We start from the raw sequence: 15,916 nt of genomic DNA, 5'->3' as shown, positions 1-15,916 counted from the left end.
CCTCTATTTTGGCAAAAAAAACAAAAAAAATCAAGAGTTTTCAAAAACTTATCAAAATACTTGAAAGTGTTTACAATAAGTGATAAAATGGTGTGTGTAGGAAAGTGAAAGCGAAATTTTCAATAAAAGAAAGGAAACCATATGAACACAGACGACACAGTAACCATTTATGATGTCGCCCGTGAAGCGGGAGTTTCAATGGCGACAGTTAGCCGAGTCGTAAATGGAAACAAAAATGTAAAGGAAAACACGCGTAAAAAAGTGTTGGAAGTGATTGATCGCCTTGACTACCGTCCAAATGCTGTTGCACGTGGTCTGGCTAGTAAAAAAACAACTACTGTCGGCGTTGTGATTCCAAATATTACCAACAGTTACTTCTCAACTCTGGCCAAGGGGATTGATGATATTGCTGAGATGTATAAATACAACATCGTCTTAGCAAACAGCGACGAAGATGACGACAAGGAAGTTTCTGTTGTCAATACGCTTTTCTCTAAGCAGGTGGATGGTATCATTTTCATGGGTTATCATCTGACTGAAAAAATTCGCTCTGAATTTTCACGTTCACGGACACCGGTGGTCCTTGCAGGAACGGTAGATGTAGAGCATCAACTACCAAGTGTCAATATTGACTATAAGCAGGCAACAACGGATGCGGTGAGCCTTTTGGCTGATCGTAACAAGAAGATTGCCTTTGTTAGTGGCCCTTTGGTTGATGACATCAATGGCAAGATTCGTTTATCTGGCTACAAAGAAGCCCTGAAAAGCAAAAAACTCCCTTACAGTGAAGGGCTGGTCTTCGAGTCCAAGTATAGCTACGACGATGGTTACCATCTAGCTGAACGCCTGATTGTCTCAAAAGCCACTGCAGCTTTTGTGACAGGTGATGAATTGGCGGCTGGTCTGCTCAATGGCTTGTCAGACCAAGGAGTCAAGATTCCAGAAGATTTTGAAATCATTACCAGCGATGATTCGCAAATAGCTCGCTTTACTCGCCCTAACCTTTCCACCATCAGTCAACCTCTTTATGATATTGGTGCGATTAGTATGCGCATGCTGACTAAGATTATGCACAAAGAGGATTTAGAGGAACGTGAAGTTCTTCTCGCTCATAGCATTAGTGAGCGCAAATCGACCCGTAAATAAGCTGAAAAGACCGCAAGATCTTTTCTCATCTTGTCACCAAATGATGGCTGTAGAGAAGATGCTCTAGACTAAAATCCACTAAATTGTAAACTCTCAGGATGTACAGTTCTTGAGAGTGTTCTTTTTTGATTAAGTCTGAGCCTGTCTATTTCAAAAATATCATTCTGAAAACAAGTCCAAGCCTTCCTTTGGTTTTATGAGGAGGCAGGATAAGGCTTGATTTTTATTTCATTCTTCCCTTGGTGATTCCCTTTTTTGCATCTTTTGGGTATAATAGAAAATATGAAAGTATTACTATATCTAGAAGGAAAGTCTGTTTTAGAAAAATCAGGCATCGGACGTGCCTTGCAGCATCAAATGCATGCACTGGATCTAGCAGGAATTCCTTATACAACAGATGTTTTGGGAGATTATGATGTCGTGCACATTAATACCTACGGCCCCCGTAGTTTGCTTCTTCTTCACGCGGCCAAGCGAAGGGGCAAAAAAGTCATCATGCACGGACATTCGACCAAAGAAGATTTTGAAAACTCTTTTATTGGCTCTAATCTTTTTGCGCCCTTATTTGGCAAATATTTAGCTCACATGTATAAAATGGCGGATTTTATCATTACTCCGTCTGAGTATTCAAAGAAATTGATCCAATCCTACGGTGTAACGACGCCCATCATAGCTGTATCAAATGGCATTGAGCTGTCTAAATACAAGAAAGACAAACGTAAGGAAGAAGTCTTTAAAAAACATTTTCAGATTGTGGATGGACAGAAAGTCGTGGTTTGTGCAGGTCTTTATTTCAGACGAAAAGGAATCGAAGATTTTGTCGAAGTGGCTCGCAGAATGCCAGATGTCCGCTTTATCTGGCTGGGCTCAATCAATCTTTGGATTATTCCGCGTAAGATTCGAGAGCTTGTCCTCTTTAATCATCCAGAAAATGTGGAATTTCCGGGTTATTTCAAAGGTGCAGTCTTCCAAGGAGCCATGTCAGGCAGTGACGCTTTCTTTTTCCCATCTTATGAAGAGACAGAAGGGATTGTGGTTCTAGAAGCGCTGGCCAGTGGTCAACATGTGGTCCTGCGTGATATTCCTGTTTATAATGGCTGGATTGATGAAGAGTCGGCGGAGCTTTGTCATAATGTAGATGAGTTTGTTGAATCGCTTCGTAAGGTTCTTGACGGAAAAGTGGACAAACGTGAAGCAGGTTATCGCGTTGCGGAGAGTCGCTCTATTGATGATGTCGCACTTCAGTTAGTCAAGGCTTACCAAACAGTTTTGGAGATGTGATATGCGGATTGGTCTTTTTACAGATACCTATTTTCCTCAGGTTTCCGGGGTGGCGACGAGCATTCGTACCCTCAAGACTGAGCTAGAGAAACTAGGTCACACAGTCTTTATTTTTACTACGACGGATAAGGATGTCAACCGCTATGAGGATTGGCAGATTATCCGTATTCCCAGCGTACCTTTCTTCGCTTTTAAGGATCGGCGCGTGGCTTATCGTGGTTTTTCCAATGCTTTGGAAATTGCCCGCCAGTACCAGTTGGATATCATCCATACCCAGACAGAATTTTCTCTAGGTCTCTTGGGAATCTGGATTGCCAAGGAACTTCGGATTCCAGTGGTTCACACCTACCATACCCAGTATGAGGACTATGTTCACTATCTTGCCAAAGGAATGGTGATTCGTCCGAGTATGGTCAAGTACATCGTGCGTGGTTTCATGAGTGATTTAGATGGTGTCATTTGTCCTTCTGAGATTGTCTACGACCTTTTAGTTGGTTATAAAATCAAGGCGGAAAAACGGGTCATTCCGACAGGAATCGAGTTGGCCAAGTTTGACCGACCAGAACTATCTCGGGAAGATATTAAGAAACTGCGCTTTAAGCTGGGTATAGCAGAAGATGAAATCATGCTGCTCAGTTTATCTAGAATTTCTTACGAGAAAAATATCCAGGCGATTGTTCAAGCGATGCCAACGGTTCTCGAAGAGAATGATAAGGTTAAACTAGTCATTGTCGGAGATGGGCCTTATGCTGAGGACTTAAAAGCCTTGGTAGCCCAGCTTCATATTGAGGATGCTGTCATTTTTACAGGAATGATTGCGCCAAGCGATACAGCCCTCTACTATAAAGCAGCGGATTTCTTTATTTCAGCTTCCACCAGTGAAACACAGGGACTGACCTATCTGGAAAGCCTAGCTAGCGGTACACCAATCATCGCCCATGGCAATCCTTATCTAGACAATGTGATCAGCGATAAAACCTTTGGTACCCTCTATTATGAAAATCGGGATTTGGCAGGAGCCATTTTGGAGGCCATTTTGGCAACACCAGATATGGACGAGAAAAAGCTAGCTGATAAATTATACGAGATTTCCTCAGAGAATTTTGGCCGTCGTGTCTATGAATTCTACTTAGATTTGACTATTAGCAAGGATTTTCATAATGATCTCAATCCGGAAGAAACGGTTGCCAAACGCTTAGCCAAGACCATTGTCTATTTACCAGGTAAGATTATTTCTCTGCCAGTAAGTGGTTCTACACGAATCATGAAGGCATCTAAGAAACAGATAAAAAATATTCGGAAATATTTGAAATAAACATCGTCGTGAGACCTAATGATCGGAGGTGCTCCTATGAAAGGTTACAAAAAAGAAATTTTCTTTTTGCTCCCCCTTGTCTTTTTCTATTTTGTCTTTTATATACTGTTACGGTATTTGCCCATGGATTCCATCTTAAGTAAGGGGCTAGTAGTTGGAAATGTTCTCATCTACTCTCCTCTGGCAACCCTGTTGGTGTCCCTGCTCTACGCAGCTTTTCATGGATTTTCTTTGCGCTTTTCTCTCTTGGTTGCCCTCTTATTTTTCCTGACCATTTTCACCTTTGGGGAGTGGATTCCTCTTTATCATGCCGCCTATTTCCTTTTCTCACTAGCTGGAAATGGCTTGGGGCATTTGATTTATCGATTTAGTAGGAAAAATAGCAGAGCTGGAAACCAGTAAAAGTTCTTGCAAATTTTTCCAATCGTGCTATAATAATTTTTAGAGACATATCACCTGCAGGAAATCTTTTAGAGAGCGCGTGGAGCTGGAAATCGCGTAGAGGATGCAGTTGGGACTACTCTATCAGCTTTTATGCAAACATAAAACGGTGGCTACGTTAGAGCCAATCAGAGGTGTAGGTCTTTTTGGCTTGCATAAATGAAGGTGGAACCACGTTGCGACGTCCTTTTATGGATGTCGTTTTTTGTATGGAAAATAGTTACAACAAAGTTAAAATGAATTTAGCCAATAGCTGAATGAGGTGATAGATTTGAAGAAAATATTATCTTGGATGATGACTTGTACCTTCCTATTAGTCTATGTCTGGCTAATGAATACGCTCAGTCTATGGGGAACGGAAAATATTGTCGTCTTTTCATTTTTTCTATTCATTCCTCTCTTGCCATTCCTTGCTCCCTTTCTTGGTATCTTAATGTTTTTCAACAACAAGAAACTCATTATAACAGGATATCTTTTAAGTTTGACAGCTATTATCTATTTGGTCAATGCGATAAAAAGCTATCCTATAAGGATATACATGAGAGGTGAGATGACTCAGGAGGAATACCTGTCTCTCATTCTTTCCTTGATATGCTATCTATGTATTTCTACGCTTTTCTTTATTTTCAGAATGAAAAAGCTAAAATGAAATTGATTTAGCCAATCGATTGTTATCATTCTTTGTTGATAGCCAGTTTCCCAGTTCTTCAAACCTCAGTTATAAAATATGATAAATTTTTAAGGAGAAAACACATGATTAAGATTACTTTCCCAGATGGCGCTGTTCGTGAATTCGAATCTGGCGTTACAACTTTTGAAATTGCCCAATCTATCAGCAATTCCCTAGCTAAAAAAGCTCTCGCTGGTAAATTCAACGGCAAACTCATCGATACGACTCGTGCTATCACTGAAGATGGTGCCATTGAAATCGTGACACCTGATCACGAAGACGCTCTTCCGATTTTGCGTCACTCTGCTGCTCACTTGTTTGCCCAAGCAGCTCGTCGCCTTTTCCCAGACATTCACTTGGGTGTTGGTCCAGCTATCGAAGATGGTTTCTACTATGATACCGACAATACTGCTGGTCAAATCTCTAACGAAGACCTGCCTCGTATCGAAGAAGAAATGCAAAAGATCGTCAAAGAAAACTTCCCATCTATTCGTGAGGAAGTAACGAAAGATGAGGCACGTGAAATCTTCAAAAACGACCCTTATAAATTGGAATTGATTGAAGAACACTCAGAAGATGAGGGTGGTTTGACTATCTACCGTCAGGGCGAATACGTGGATCTCTGCCGTGGGCCTCACGTTCCATCTACAGGTCGGATTCAAATCTTCCACCTCTTGAACGTGGCCGGTGCATACTGGCGCGGGAACAGCGACAATGCTATGATGCAGCGGGTTTATGGTACAGCTTGGTTTGACAAGAAAGACTTGAAGAACTACCTTCAAATGCGTGAAGAAGCCAAAGAACGCGATCACCGTAAGTTAGGGAAAGAACTGGATCTCTTCATGATTTCTCAAGAAGTGGGTCAAGGCTTGCCATTCTGGTTGCCAAATGGTGCCACTGTTCGTCGTGAGTTGGAACGTTATATCGTTGACAAGGAATTGGCTTCTGGTTACCAACACGTCTACACTCCGCCGTTGGCTTCTGTGGAACTGTATAAGACTTCTGGTCACTGGGATCACTACCAAGAGGACATGTTCCCAACCATGGACATGGGTGACGGGGAAGAATTTGTTCTTCGTCCGATGAACTGTCCGCACCACATTCAAGTCTACAAACACCATGTTCACTCTTACCGTGAGCTGCCAATCCGTATTGCTGAGATTGGGATGATGCACCGCTATGAAAAATCTGGTGCCTTGACTGGTCTCCAACGTGTGCGCGAAATGTCTCTCAACGACGGTCACCTCTTTGTCACGCCAGAGCAAATTCAAGAAGAGTTCCAACGCGCCTTGCAGTTGATTATCGATGTTTACGAAGATTTCAACTTGACAGAATATCGTTTCCGCCTGTCTCTTCGTGATCCTCAGGATACGCATAAGTATTTTGATAACGATGAGATGTGGGAAAATGCCCAAACCATGCTGCGAGCAGCCTTGGACGAAATGGGTGTGGACTACTTTGAAGCAGAAGGAGAAGCAGCCTTCTACGGTCCGAAACTGGATATCCAAGTTAAAACAGCCCTTGGAAATGAAGAAACTCTGTCAACTATCCAGCTGGACTTCCTCTTGCCAGAGCGCTTTGACCTCAAGTATATCGGAGCTGATGGTGAAGAACATCGTCCAGTTATGATTCACCGTGGAGTTATCTCAACCATGGAGCGCTTCACAGCTATCCTGATTGAAAATTACAAGGGAGCCTTTCCGACTTGGCTTGCTCCGCATCAAGTGACCTTGATTCCAGTTTCCAACGAAGCCCATATCGACTACGCTTGGCAAGTGGCTAAGAAGCTGCGTGACAAGGGTGTCCGTGCTGATGTGGACGAGCGCAATGAAAAGATGCAATACAAGATTCGTGCTTCACAAACCAGCAAGATTCCTTATCAGCTAATCGTTGGTGACAAGGAAGTAGAAGACAGTACTGTCAATGTTCGTCGCTACGGCCAAAAAGAAACGCAAACCGTTCCAGTTGACGAGTTTGTGGAAGCTATCCTAGCTGACATCGCCAACAAATCACGCGTGGCTAAAGAAGATTAAAATAAGAAAGGCAAATCCGACTGAGGAACTTCCTCAAAATGATTTTGCCTTTTTCTTTTTCACAAGTTTATCTAAGGAAAACTATTTCTTCTCCCTGTGTTTTGTCTAATTTCTCAAAAAATGGTATAATGAAATAAAAGAACAGGGGAGAGAGATGTTAAAAAGAGATTTACTGAGAAATGTTATCATTGTTGCGGTTCTTCTTGCTATTTTAGTGGGATTGCGTTTGTTTGTCTATACGCCTTATCGTATTACCAAGCAAGATGCCAATTCTTTCTTAGCAGAAGATGATTTGGTGCTGGCTGAAAAGACAGAGAAAATTCCGCGGGGGAAATTTGTGCTCTATGAAGTCAATGGCAAATATTATGTTGGCCGCGTCATCGCTAAGGAAAATGACAAGGTGACCTACATGGATAATCTTCTCTATCTGAACGATCAGGTGCAGTCAGAGGAATATATCGAAAAGATGCGGGAAAAATACTTGGCTTCTGCTGCAAGCACGGGCTATTACACCCACGATTTTTCGATTATGGATTTAAAAGGTGCAGAGTCCGATACCATCCCAGAAAAATCCTTTTTGATTTTAAACGATCGACGGGAGAATACAAAAGACAGTCGAGAATTTGGTCTGATAAAAATGACTCAGATTAAGGGAGTTGTGGAATTCCGGATTTCTCCATTAGATAAATTTGGTTTTGTAGAAACGAAGTAACATGAGTTATTTCGTTTTTCTTGTGGTTTTGTAGTAGTCAGAAGGATGATATAAAAATGCTCAGATGCTAGTGACGTGGGGCTGATTCGTGTCCTTTTGCTTAATTGTGTGTATGCACATTATTATCGGCCAGAAGAAATCTTGGAGGAGCATACTATTTTTGAGTTGCAATTGTTAGTAAGGCCTTTGCGGTCGAGCTAGAAAGGCGGACCGTACTTTAGTGGAAAAAGTAAATGCTGCTTTCGGGAAATTATACCAAGAAGGATAATTTCATAAAATCGCTGAAAAGTGGTTTGGAGAAGATATTGCAACAGACCAAGTGAAAGTATATAAAAACAACTAGCAGAAAACTAGTTGTTTTTTCGTGTTTCTTGGTGGAAGATATTTTGCCAGACTTCGTGGCGGCGCCAGAGGCTGGTATGGATGACATCTCCGATTTGATAGCGAATCAGCTTGGTTTTTTGGCTGACGGATGTAATTTCTAAATTTTTGATAGGAGAAGTTTGGGCTCTCTCTAGTTGAAATTCCTCTTTGTTCAGCTGGCGACCATCTTGGGAAATGTAGACAAAATCGGAAGATAAGAGAGTATCTAATTGACTGCCTTGGTCGACTAATTGCTCACGCATCAGGAGTTTTTGATAGACATTATCCAGAATCTCATCTTCAGGAATAGGAGCTGGCTCAATATGAATATCAATGTCGAAGACGCCAAAGTCTTCCTTGAGCATATCCTCTACCTGGTCAGCGATTTCGTGGCTTTCAAAGACGGAGAGGTCAGGATTCATTTCCAGTATGATATCCAGATAGATATTGCTGCCATAGGTTCGGCCACGCTGGGACTTGACGCGTGTGATTTTAGGAATTTCCAGAATGGCACGCTTATAGTCGTCTAAAAGGTCCTGGTCAAAGCCGTCTGATAGGCTGAAGGAGGACTCCATGAAAATATCATAGGCCGTTTTCAGAATGAAAAAAGTAATAATGATGGCTGCTAGTTTATCAATGATAGGAAACTTCAGGGAGCTAGCAATAATAGCAACCGATGTGCCCAGAGAAGTGATAGCGTCCGATAGATTGTCTTTGGCAGCAGCATCCAGAGCTTTGGATTTCACCCTTTTGGCTAGGCTTTTATTGTAAAGATAAACACCAAACATGATAATGGCTGATACAATCCCGACAATGGCTCCCACAGGATCAATCAAGGTTTCTTCCTTGTTAATAATTTTTTGAGCCGTATCAATGAGGACATTGAAACCGACAAAAAACATGATGAAAGAAGTAATCAGACTGGCCAGATCTTCAATCTTCCAATGGCCGAAGCGATGATCCTTATCCGCTGGTTTTCGGGCCATGCGCAGGCCGATTAAGACTGCTAGATTGGCAACAATATCGGAGACGTTGTTGAAACCATCCGCCGTCAAACTGGAGGATGTCAGTGCTGCACCTACAATGATTTTTGTAACGGATAGGCCAATGTAGGTGGCAATTGCTAGGAGGGCGCCTCGTTCGGCAAGTTTGAGATTGTCGCTTGGATGATTGTTCATGGCTGCTCCTTTCTAGACTACTATTATAGCTTTTTCGCACTTAAATTTCAATGAAGGACAATTGTCTTTTCGATAACAAATTCACTTGAATTTTGATATAATGGAAGCATTGATTTTCAGTTTGATTTTATATTGAAAGGATAGAAGATGAATCCCTTATTAAACGGTATGAATGACCGTCAGGCTGAGGCTGTCCAGACGACAGAAGGCCCCTTGTTGATTATGGCGGGGGCTGGTTCGGGTAAGACCCGTGTCCTGACCCACCGTATCGCCTATTTGATTGACGAGAAGATGGTCAATCCTTGGAATATCCTAGCCATTACCTTTACCAATAAGGCTGCGCGGGAGATGAAAGAGCGGGCAGCAGTGCTCAATCCAGCTACCCAAGATTGTTTAATCGCCACTTTCCACTCCATGTGCGTGCGCATTCTGCGCCGAGAAGCAGACCATATTGGCTACAACCGTAATTTCACCATCGTTGATCCGGGTGAGCAGCGAACACTGATGAAACGGATTCTCAAAAACCTCAATTTAGATCCTAAAAAGTGGAATGAGCGCGCTATTCTGGGTACGATTTCCAACGCCAAGAACGACCTGATTGACGAGGTGGCCTATGCGAATCTAGCAGGTGATATGTACACGGAGATTGTGGCCAAGTGCTACACAGCCTATCAAAAAGAACTGCGTCAGTCTGAGGCTATGGACTTTGATGACTTGATTATGCTGACCCTGCGGCTTTTTGACCAGAATCCTGATGTCTTGACTTACTACCAGCAGCGTTATCAGTACATCCATGTGGACGAGTATCAGGATACCAACCATGCCCAGTACCAGCTGGTCAAGCTCTTAGCTTCCCGCTTTAAGAATATCTGCGTGGTCGGTGATGCCGACCAGTCTATCTATGGCTGGCGAGGAGCCGATATGCAAAATATCCTAGACTTTGAAAAGGATTATCCAGAAGCTAAAGTAGTTCTGCTTGAGGAAAATTATCGCTCTACCAAGACCATCCTTCAGGCAGCTAATGAAGTGATCCGAAATAACCGCAACCGTCGTCCTAAAAATCTCTGGACCCAGAATGAAGATGGCAAGGAGATTGTCTACTATCGGGCTAATGATGAGCAGGATGAGGCCCTTTTTGTCGCTCGGACCATTGATCAGCTGAGCCGAGAAGGCTACAGTCATAGGGATTTTGCAGTCCTTTACCGGACCAATGCCCAGTCACGGACGGTGGAGGAAGCCCTGCTCAAGTCCAATATTCCCTACACCATGGTCGGGGGCACCAAGTTCTACAGCCGCAAGGAAATCCGCGATGTTATTTCTTACCTCAATCTCATCGCCAATCCTAGCGATAATATCAGTTATGAGCGCGTGGTCAATGAGCCCAAGCGTGGTGTCGGTCCAGGAACGGTGGAGAAAATTCGGGATTTTGCGTCCAGTCAGGAAATCTCTTTACTGGATGCATCGGCCAATATCCTGCTGTCGCCGGTCAAGGGTAAGGTGGCTCAGGCGGTCTATGATTTTGCCAATATGCTTCTCGATTTGCGGGAGCGCTTGGACGACTATACAGTGACGGAGCTGGTAGAAGCCGTATTGGAAAAGACAGGCTATTCTGCGGCCTTGGCAGCCCAGGCAACCTTGGAGAGCCAAGCACGGATTGAAAATATCGAAGAATTTCTGTCTGTGACCAAGAACTTTGACGAAAGTCCAGACAATTCTGCTGATGAGTCTGGCCTTGACAAGCTCAGCCGTTTTCTCAATGAATTAGCCTTGATCGCGGACACAGATGACGGTGATCAGGAGAGTTCTGAAGTGACGCTGATGACCCTCCATGCGGCCAAGGGATTGGAATTTCCAGTCGTCTTTCTGGTTGGTATGGAGGAAAATGTCTTCCCTCTAAGTCGGGCATCTGAAGATGAGGATGAGCTAGAAGAAGAGCGGCGTCTGGCCTATGTCGGCATTACCCGAGCAGAGAAGATTCTCTATCTGACCAACGCCAATTCCCGTATGCTTTATGGTAAAACCAACTATAATCATCCTACTCGCTTCTTGAGAGAAATCAGCTCAGACTTGCTAGACTATCAGGGACTGGCTCGGCCAGCAAACAGCTCTTTTAAGGTTAGTTATACCAATAGCGATACTAGCAAGTTCGGCCAGGGAATGAGTCTGGCCCAGGCTCTACAAGAGCGGAAGCGTCAAGCGGCGCCAAGTTCGATCTCTACAGGCAGTCTGCCTTTTGGCAAGAGCAGTCAGTCATCTAAGCCAGAAGTTGCTTGGGCTATCGGAGATATTGCCCACCATAAGAAATGGGGCGATGGGACAGTTCTGGCAGTCTCTGGCAGTGGAAACAGCCAAGAGCTTAAGATTAATTTCCCAGAAGTTGGTCTGAAGAAAGTGCTGGTTAGCATAGCACCGATTGAGAAAAAATCATGATGAGACAGTCGATTGAAGCCTGGATTTATCATCCAGAGGATGGAGAAATCTTGCTCTTGAAAGTTGAGGATGAGCCAGTTTCCTTTTGGCAGCCTATTACTGGTAGGATTGAGAGTGGTGAGAGTCCAGAAGAAGCCTGCCTTCGTGAAATAAAAGAAGAGACCGGCTTGCTCTTAGCTTGTTCAAACCTGACTGGTCTTGGAGATTTTACAGTAAAGATTGATGATAATCTGTCCATTCACAAAAATCTCTTTCTAGTTCTGACAGAACAGAAGGAAATCCAGATTTCAGATGAGCATGTAGGAGCTCAGTGGGTAGCTTTAGACACAGTTTCGTCGCAGTTGTACTGGCCCAGCAATCAAGCGACTTTTGAGATTATATCTGAGAAGCTATAAGATATAGCTTCTCTTTATTTCTTTTGATAAAGAAATTCTATTAGTCAAGCGAGACGTTTAGTGGTAGACTTATCACATAACTATAGTGAGGTGACCTTATGACACGTGAATTTAAATTTGAAACTCTGCAGCTTCATGCCGGACAGACAGTGGACCCGACAACTAAGTCGCGGGCTCTGCCTATTTACCAGACAACTTCCTATGTGTTTGACGATACTCAGGAGGGAGAAGATCTCTTTGCCCTACGCAAACCGGGAAATATCTACACTCGGATTACCAATCCGACCCTGTCTGCTTTTGAGGAGCGGATAGCGGCTTTGGAGGGTGGAGTCGGAGCACTAGCGACAGCTTCTGGTATGGCGGCCCTTACCTACACTATTCTAGCCTTGGCGCATGCTGGCGACCATGTAGTGGCAGCTTCCACCATCTATGGTGGCACCTTTAATCTGCTCAAGGAAACCCTGCCTCGCTATGGCATTACCACGACTTTTGTCGATATTGAAAATCTGGCTGAAGTAGAAGCAGCCATTCAGGACAATACCAAGCTGGTTCTGATTGAAAGTTTGGGCAATCCTCTGATTAATATTCCTGACTTTGAAGCTTTGGCAGAGCTGGTTCATGCTCATAAAATTCCGCTGATTTCTGACAATACCTTTGCTACACCTTATCTGATCAATGTCTTTTCTCACGGAGTGGACATTGCGGTGCATTCTGCGACCAAGTTTATCGGCGGTCACGGAACTAGCATCGGAGGCGTAATTGTGGATAGTGGTCGCTTCGACTGGGAAGCTTCTGGCAAGTTTCCGCAGTTTGTGGACCCAGACCCGAGCTATCATGATATCAGTTATACGCGCGATGTCGGAGCAGCAGCCTTTGTTACTGCTGTGCGGACCCAGCTCTTGCGCGATACGGGCGCAGCCATGTCCCCCTTCAATGCCTTTCTCTTCTTGCAGGGGTTAGAAACTCTCTCTTTGCGCGTAGAGCGCCATGTGTCCAATGCCGAGAAGATTGTAGATTTCTTAGCAGGGCATCCTAAGGTCGAGCAGGTCAATTATCCCAAGCTTGCTGACAGTCCTTATCATGCTTTGGCAGAAAAATATTTCCCTAAAGGCGTGGGCTCAATCTTCACCTTTAATGTCAAAGGTGGGGAGAAAGAGGCTCGTAAGGTTATTGACAGCCTAGAGATTTTTTCTGACTTGGCCAATGTAGCAGATGCTAAGTCTCTGGTTGTCCATCCGGCTACGACGACTCATGGTCAGATGTCACCAGAGGCTCAGCTGGCAGCAGGCATTACACCAAATCAAATCCGTCTCTCTATCGGCCTTGAAAATGTGGATGACTTGATAGAGGATTTGAGAATCGCTTTGGAATCTATTTGATTTTTAATATTTCTAGACAGAGTAAATAAGAATAAAACTAGGTTTTCACCTAGTTTTTTGATATAATGAAAGATATTAAAAAATAGTAGGTAATCAAAATGACAATTTCAGTGATTGTTCCGTGCTTCAATGAAGAAGAGTCTATTCCTTTATTTCATGAAGCCATGGAAGCGGTCAAATATCAAATCCGTGACCAGTTTGAATATATTTTTGTCAATGATGGATCGACGGATCGGACTTTGGCTGTTTTGCGTGAGCTCAGCAGACGCTGTCCAGATGTGCACTATCTGTCCTTTTCTCGTAATTTCGGAAAAGAAGCAGCGCTCTATGCTGGGCTCCAAGAGGCAAGCGGGGATTTTGTGACGGTCATGGATGTGGACTTGCAGGATCCGCCCGAGCTTCTAATTGAGATGAAAGCTATGTTGGACATGAATCCAGAACTGGACTGTGTGGGGACCCGTCGCACTACTCGAGAGGGAGAGCCACCTATCCGGAGCTTTTTTGCCAATCTGTTTTATAAACTGATTAATAAGATTAGTCAGGTAGAGATGGTGGATGGTGCGCGTGACTTCCGACTGATGCGCCGCCAGATGGTAGAGGCCATTCTGGATGTTTCAGAGTACAATCGCTTCTCCAAGGGGATTTTTGCCTGGGTAGGCTTCAATACAGAGTACTTGGAATACAAAAATGTCGAACGAGTAGCCGGCAAGACCTCTTGGAATTTCTGGTCCCTCTTCAACTATTCTTTGGAAGGCATCGTCAATTTCTCTGATGCGCCTCTCAACATTGCCTTTTTAGGAGGTATCCTGTCTTGGATTTTAGCCTTCATCCTGATGGCAGTAATTATTGTCCGTACCTTGGTTTTTGGTGACCCGACATCTGGCTGGCCATCCCTCATGACCGTCATTCTCCTTCTCGGAGGCTTCCAGCTGCTAACCATCGGCATACTCGGCAAATACATCGGAAAAGTGTTTATGGAAACTAAGCATCGGCCGATTTATGTGATTAAGGAGAAGAGTAAATGATTTTCCAAAAACGTTTTTCTGATTTTAAAAACTATCTTCTTTTAAATAAATCGTCTGCCCTGCTTATTTTTATTATTTATTCAGTGGTCAATATTAATGTCGGTTTAGCTGAGTATCCCTATATTGATGATATTGGAAGACAATTACAAGGTTATTCAGGATTTTCTGAGCATTATTCAAGATATTTAAGTGAGTATTCCGCTCGTTTAATACAGGGTGGGAAGCATCTGACAGATTTAGGATTAACTACTCATATTCTATCAGCTTGTTTTCTATCTCTTGCTAGCTTGGTTTTATTATTTGTCTTATACCCTAAAAATAAGATAACTTTTGTAACTGCATGTGCTTCAACTATTATAGGGATTAATCCATGGTTTTTAGAGCCATTAAGTTTTAGGTTTGACAATCCTTTTATGACTTTAAGTATATTAGTTTCAATTATCCCATTTATTTTTTGGGATAATAAAAAAATATTTGGAATCATGTCAGTTGTTGGTATATTCTTAATGTGCAATTCATACCAAGCTTCTTCAGGAGTGTACATTATGGTAACCATGACGCTAATATTTTTAGAATTATTGCAAGGAAGTTATTTTAAAGAAGAAATTCCTAAAATTGTTATTTCTATCTTGTCTTATGTAGTTGGTTTGGTTTTATATCGTATACAACTTTTTATAAAGCCACCGATTTTTGCTGATCAAGCTAATATTCCAAAGGGATTAGCAATTCTTAAAATAATCATTTTTAATACCAAGGGATATTTGAAAAATATATTTTTGCAGAGTTCGACTATCTGGATTCTATTAAGTATAACAGCTGTACTTCTCCTAATGATTAGTGTAATTCGCTTTTCGAGAACAAAATTTGTTTTAAACTTTGTTTATATGTTGATATGGTTAAGTTTAGGAAGTGTATTTAGTTATGGAACTTATTTGATTTTGTCTAATCCTTATTATCTTATGAGACCAAGATATGAATATGGTTACGGAATTTTTTTAGCGATTATCTTAATTGTTAGCTTAGAGTGTATTGAAAAGAGTAAGATTATACGTGGGATTAAGTCCCTCATTTCTGGATTATTAGTTTTCTATTTCCTCTCTTTCTCTTTTGTTTACGTGAGCAGTTTAAAACAACAAAATGATATGTTCAAATCGCAGAGCATATTGCTAGCTTCCTCTTTAAATAAGTATGTTACCCCAGAAAAAGCAGTGATTAATGTGAATCGATTTCTTTCTGATTCTCCAGTATTTAGCAATACAGCTTCTGTTTATCCTATTCTCAAAAGTCTGATTATGCCAAATACAAATGTTTCTTGGGATATGACAATGAGATTTAATAGCATCACTAATCTAAATGTTGATTTTAAATTAATTGATATTGCAAATTTGGATTTTAGTAGTGAAAAATATACCTTACTTGAAGAAACAAAGTTATATAATATCTATCTTAAAAACAATGAATTATTTGTTATCATGAAATAGAATATTTTCTGCCTTATAGGAGAATGAAGAAAACTTTAATTTTATATTGTATACTGTAGATTTCTCT

At 42.3% G+C, this 15,916-nt stretch carries 13 protein-coding genes; 12 read left to right on the top strand and 1 reads right to left on the bottom strand.

The genetic code is table 11. The features are described from left to right. The first annotated feature begins 141 nt into the window (after positions 1–141). The 7 genes from ccpA (at position 142) to lepB (ending at position 7,598) form a co-directional block, all read left to right on the top strand. On the top strand, positions 142–1,146 hold the full coding sequence (gene ccpA, locus SSIN_RS04920; RefSeq protein ID WP_037616388.1) for a catabolite control protein A: 1,005 nt from the start codon (positions 142–144) through the stop codon (positions 1,144–1,146). A 282-nt stretch (positions 1,147–1,428) separates the two neighbouring features. Beyond that, positions 1,429–2,427: an LTA glycolipid anchor biosynthesis glycosyltransferase, IagA/BgsA family gene (locus SSIN_RS04915; RefSeq protein ID WP_037616386.1), complete on the top strand. Its 999-nt coding sequence runs from the start codon at positions 1,429–1,431 to the stop codon at positions 2,425–2,427. A 1-nt stretch (position 2,428) separates the two neighbouring features. Next, positions 2,429–3,742 carry a glycosyltransferase family 4 protein gene (locus SSIN_RS04910; protein WP_037616384.1) on the top strand — a complete coding sequence of 438 codons (1,314 nt, stop codon included), beginning with the start codon at positions 2,429–2,431 and terminating at the stop codon, positions 3,740–3,742. 36 nt (positions 3,743–3,778) lie between these two features. After that, positions 3,779–4,144, top strand: a complete 366-nt coding sequence (locus SSIN_RS04905) for a hypothetical protein (protein ID WP_037616382.1) — start codon at positions 3,779–3,781, stop codon at positions 4,142–4,144. 331 nt (positions 4,145–4,475) lie between these two features. Further along, positions 4,476–4,832, top strand: a complete 357-nt coding sequence (locus tag SSIN_RS10910) for a hypothetical protein (protein WP_037616380.1) — start codon at positions 4,476–4,478, stop codon at positions 4,830–4,832. A gap of 104 nt (positions 4,833–4,936) precedes the next feature. Further along, positions 4,937–6,886 carry a threonine--tRNA ligase gene (thrS, locus tag SSIN_RS04895; RefSeq protein ID WP_037616378.1) on the top strand — a complete coding sequence of 650 codons (1,950 nt, stop codon included), beginning with the start codon at positions 4,937–4,939 and terminating at the stop codon, positions 6,884–6,886. Between the two features lie 154 nt (positions 6,887–7,040). Next, the gene (gene lepB / locus SSIN_RS04890; protein ID WP_037616375.1) at positions 7,041–7,598 is read left to right on the top strand and encodes a signal peptidase I; all 558 of its coding nucleotides are present in this window, start codon (positions 7,041–7,043) and stop codon (positions 7,596–7,598) included. Positions 7,599–7,948: 350 nt separating this feature from the next. Here the strand turns inward: lepB and SSIN_RS04885 are convergent, their stop codons facing one another. Continuing rightward, positions 7,949–9,139 (bottom strand): cation diffusion facilitator family transporter, encoded by a 1,191-nt coding sequence (locus SSIN_RS04885; protein WP_037616373.1) that lies wholly within the window; start codon positions 9,137–9,139, stop codon positions 7,949–7,951. Positions 9,140–9,286: 147 nt separating this feature from the next. Between SSIN_RS04885 and pcrA the strand changes: the two genes are divergently transcribed. The 5 genes from pcrA (at position 9,287) to SSIN_RS04860 (ending at position 15,849) form a co-directional block, all read left to right on the top strand. Next, entirely contained in the window at positions 9,287–11,569 is a 2,283-nt protein-coding gene (gene pcrA / locus SSIN_RS04880) for a DNA helicase PcrA (RefSeq protein WP_037616371.1), read from the top strand. After that, positions 11,566–11,964 (top strand): NUDIX hydrolase, encoded by a 399-nt coding sequence (locus SSIN_RS04875; RefSeq protein ID WP_037616370.1) that lies wholly within the window; start codon positions 11,566–11,568, stop codon positions 11,962–11,964. Before pcrA ends, SSIN_RS04875 begins: the two co-directional genes overlap by 4 nt. 98 nt (positions 11,965–12,062) lie before the next feature. Continuing rightward, positions 12,063–13,343, top strand: coding sequence for an O-acetylhomoserine aminocarboxypropyltransferase/cysteine synthase family protein (locus SSIN_RS04870; RefSeq protein ID WP_037616368.1), 1,281 nt, complete (start codon positions 12,063–12,065; stop codon positions 13,341–13,343). A 98-nt stretch (positions 13,344–13,441) separates the two neighbouring features. Then, on the top strand, positions 13,442–14,368 hold the full coding sequence (locus SSIN_RS04865) for a glycosyltransferase family 2 protein (protein WP_037616365.1): 927 nt from the start codon (positions 13,442–13,444) through the stop codon (positions 14,366–14,368). After that, a complete protein-coding gene (locus SSIN_RS04860; RefSeq protein WP_037616363.1) occupies positions 14,365–15,849 on the top strand; it encodes a glucosyltransferase domain-containing protein in 1,485 nt (494 codons plus the stop codon). The genes SSIN_RS04865 and SSIN_RS04860 overlap by 4 nt, the downstream gene beginning before the upstream one ends. The last annotated feature ends 67 nt before the right edge of the window (positions 15,850–15,916 follow it).

It is taken from the genome of Streptococcus sinensis (assembly GCF_000767835.1).
Lineage (GTDB): Bacteria > Bacillota > Bacilli > Lactobacillales > Streptococcaceae > Streptococcus > Streptococcus sinensis.
This window is presented reverse-complemented; position numbering and strand designations above follow the sequence as displayed.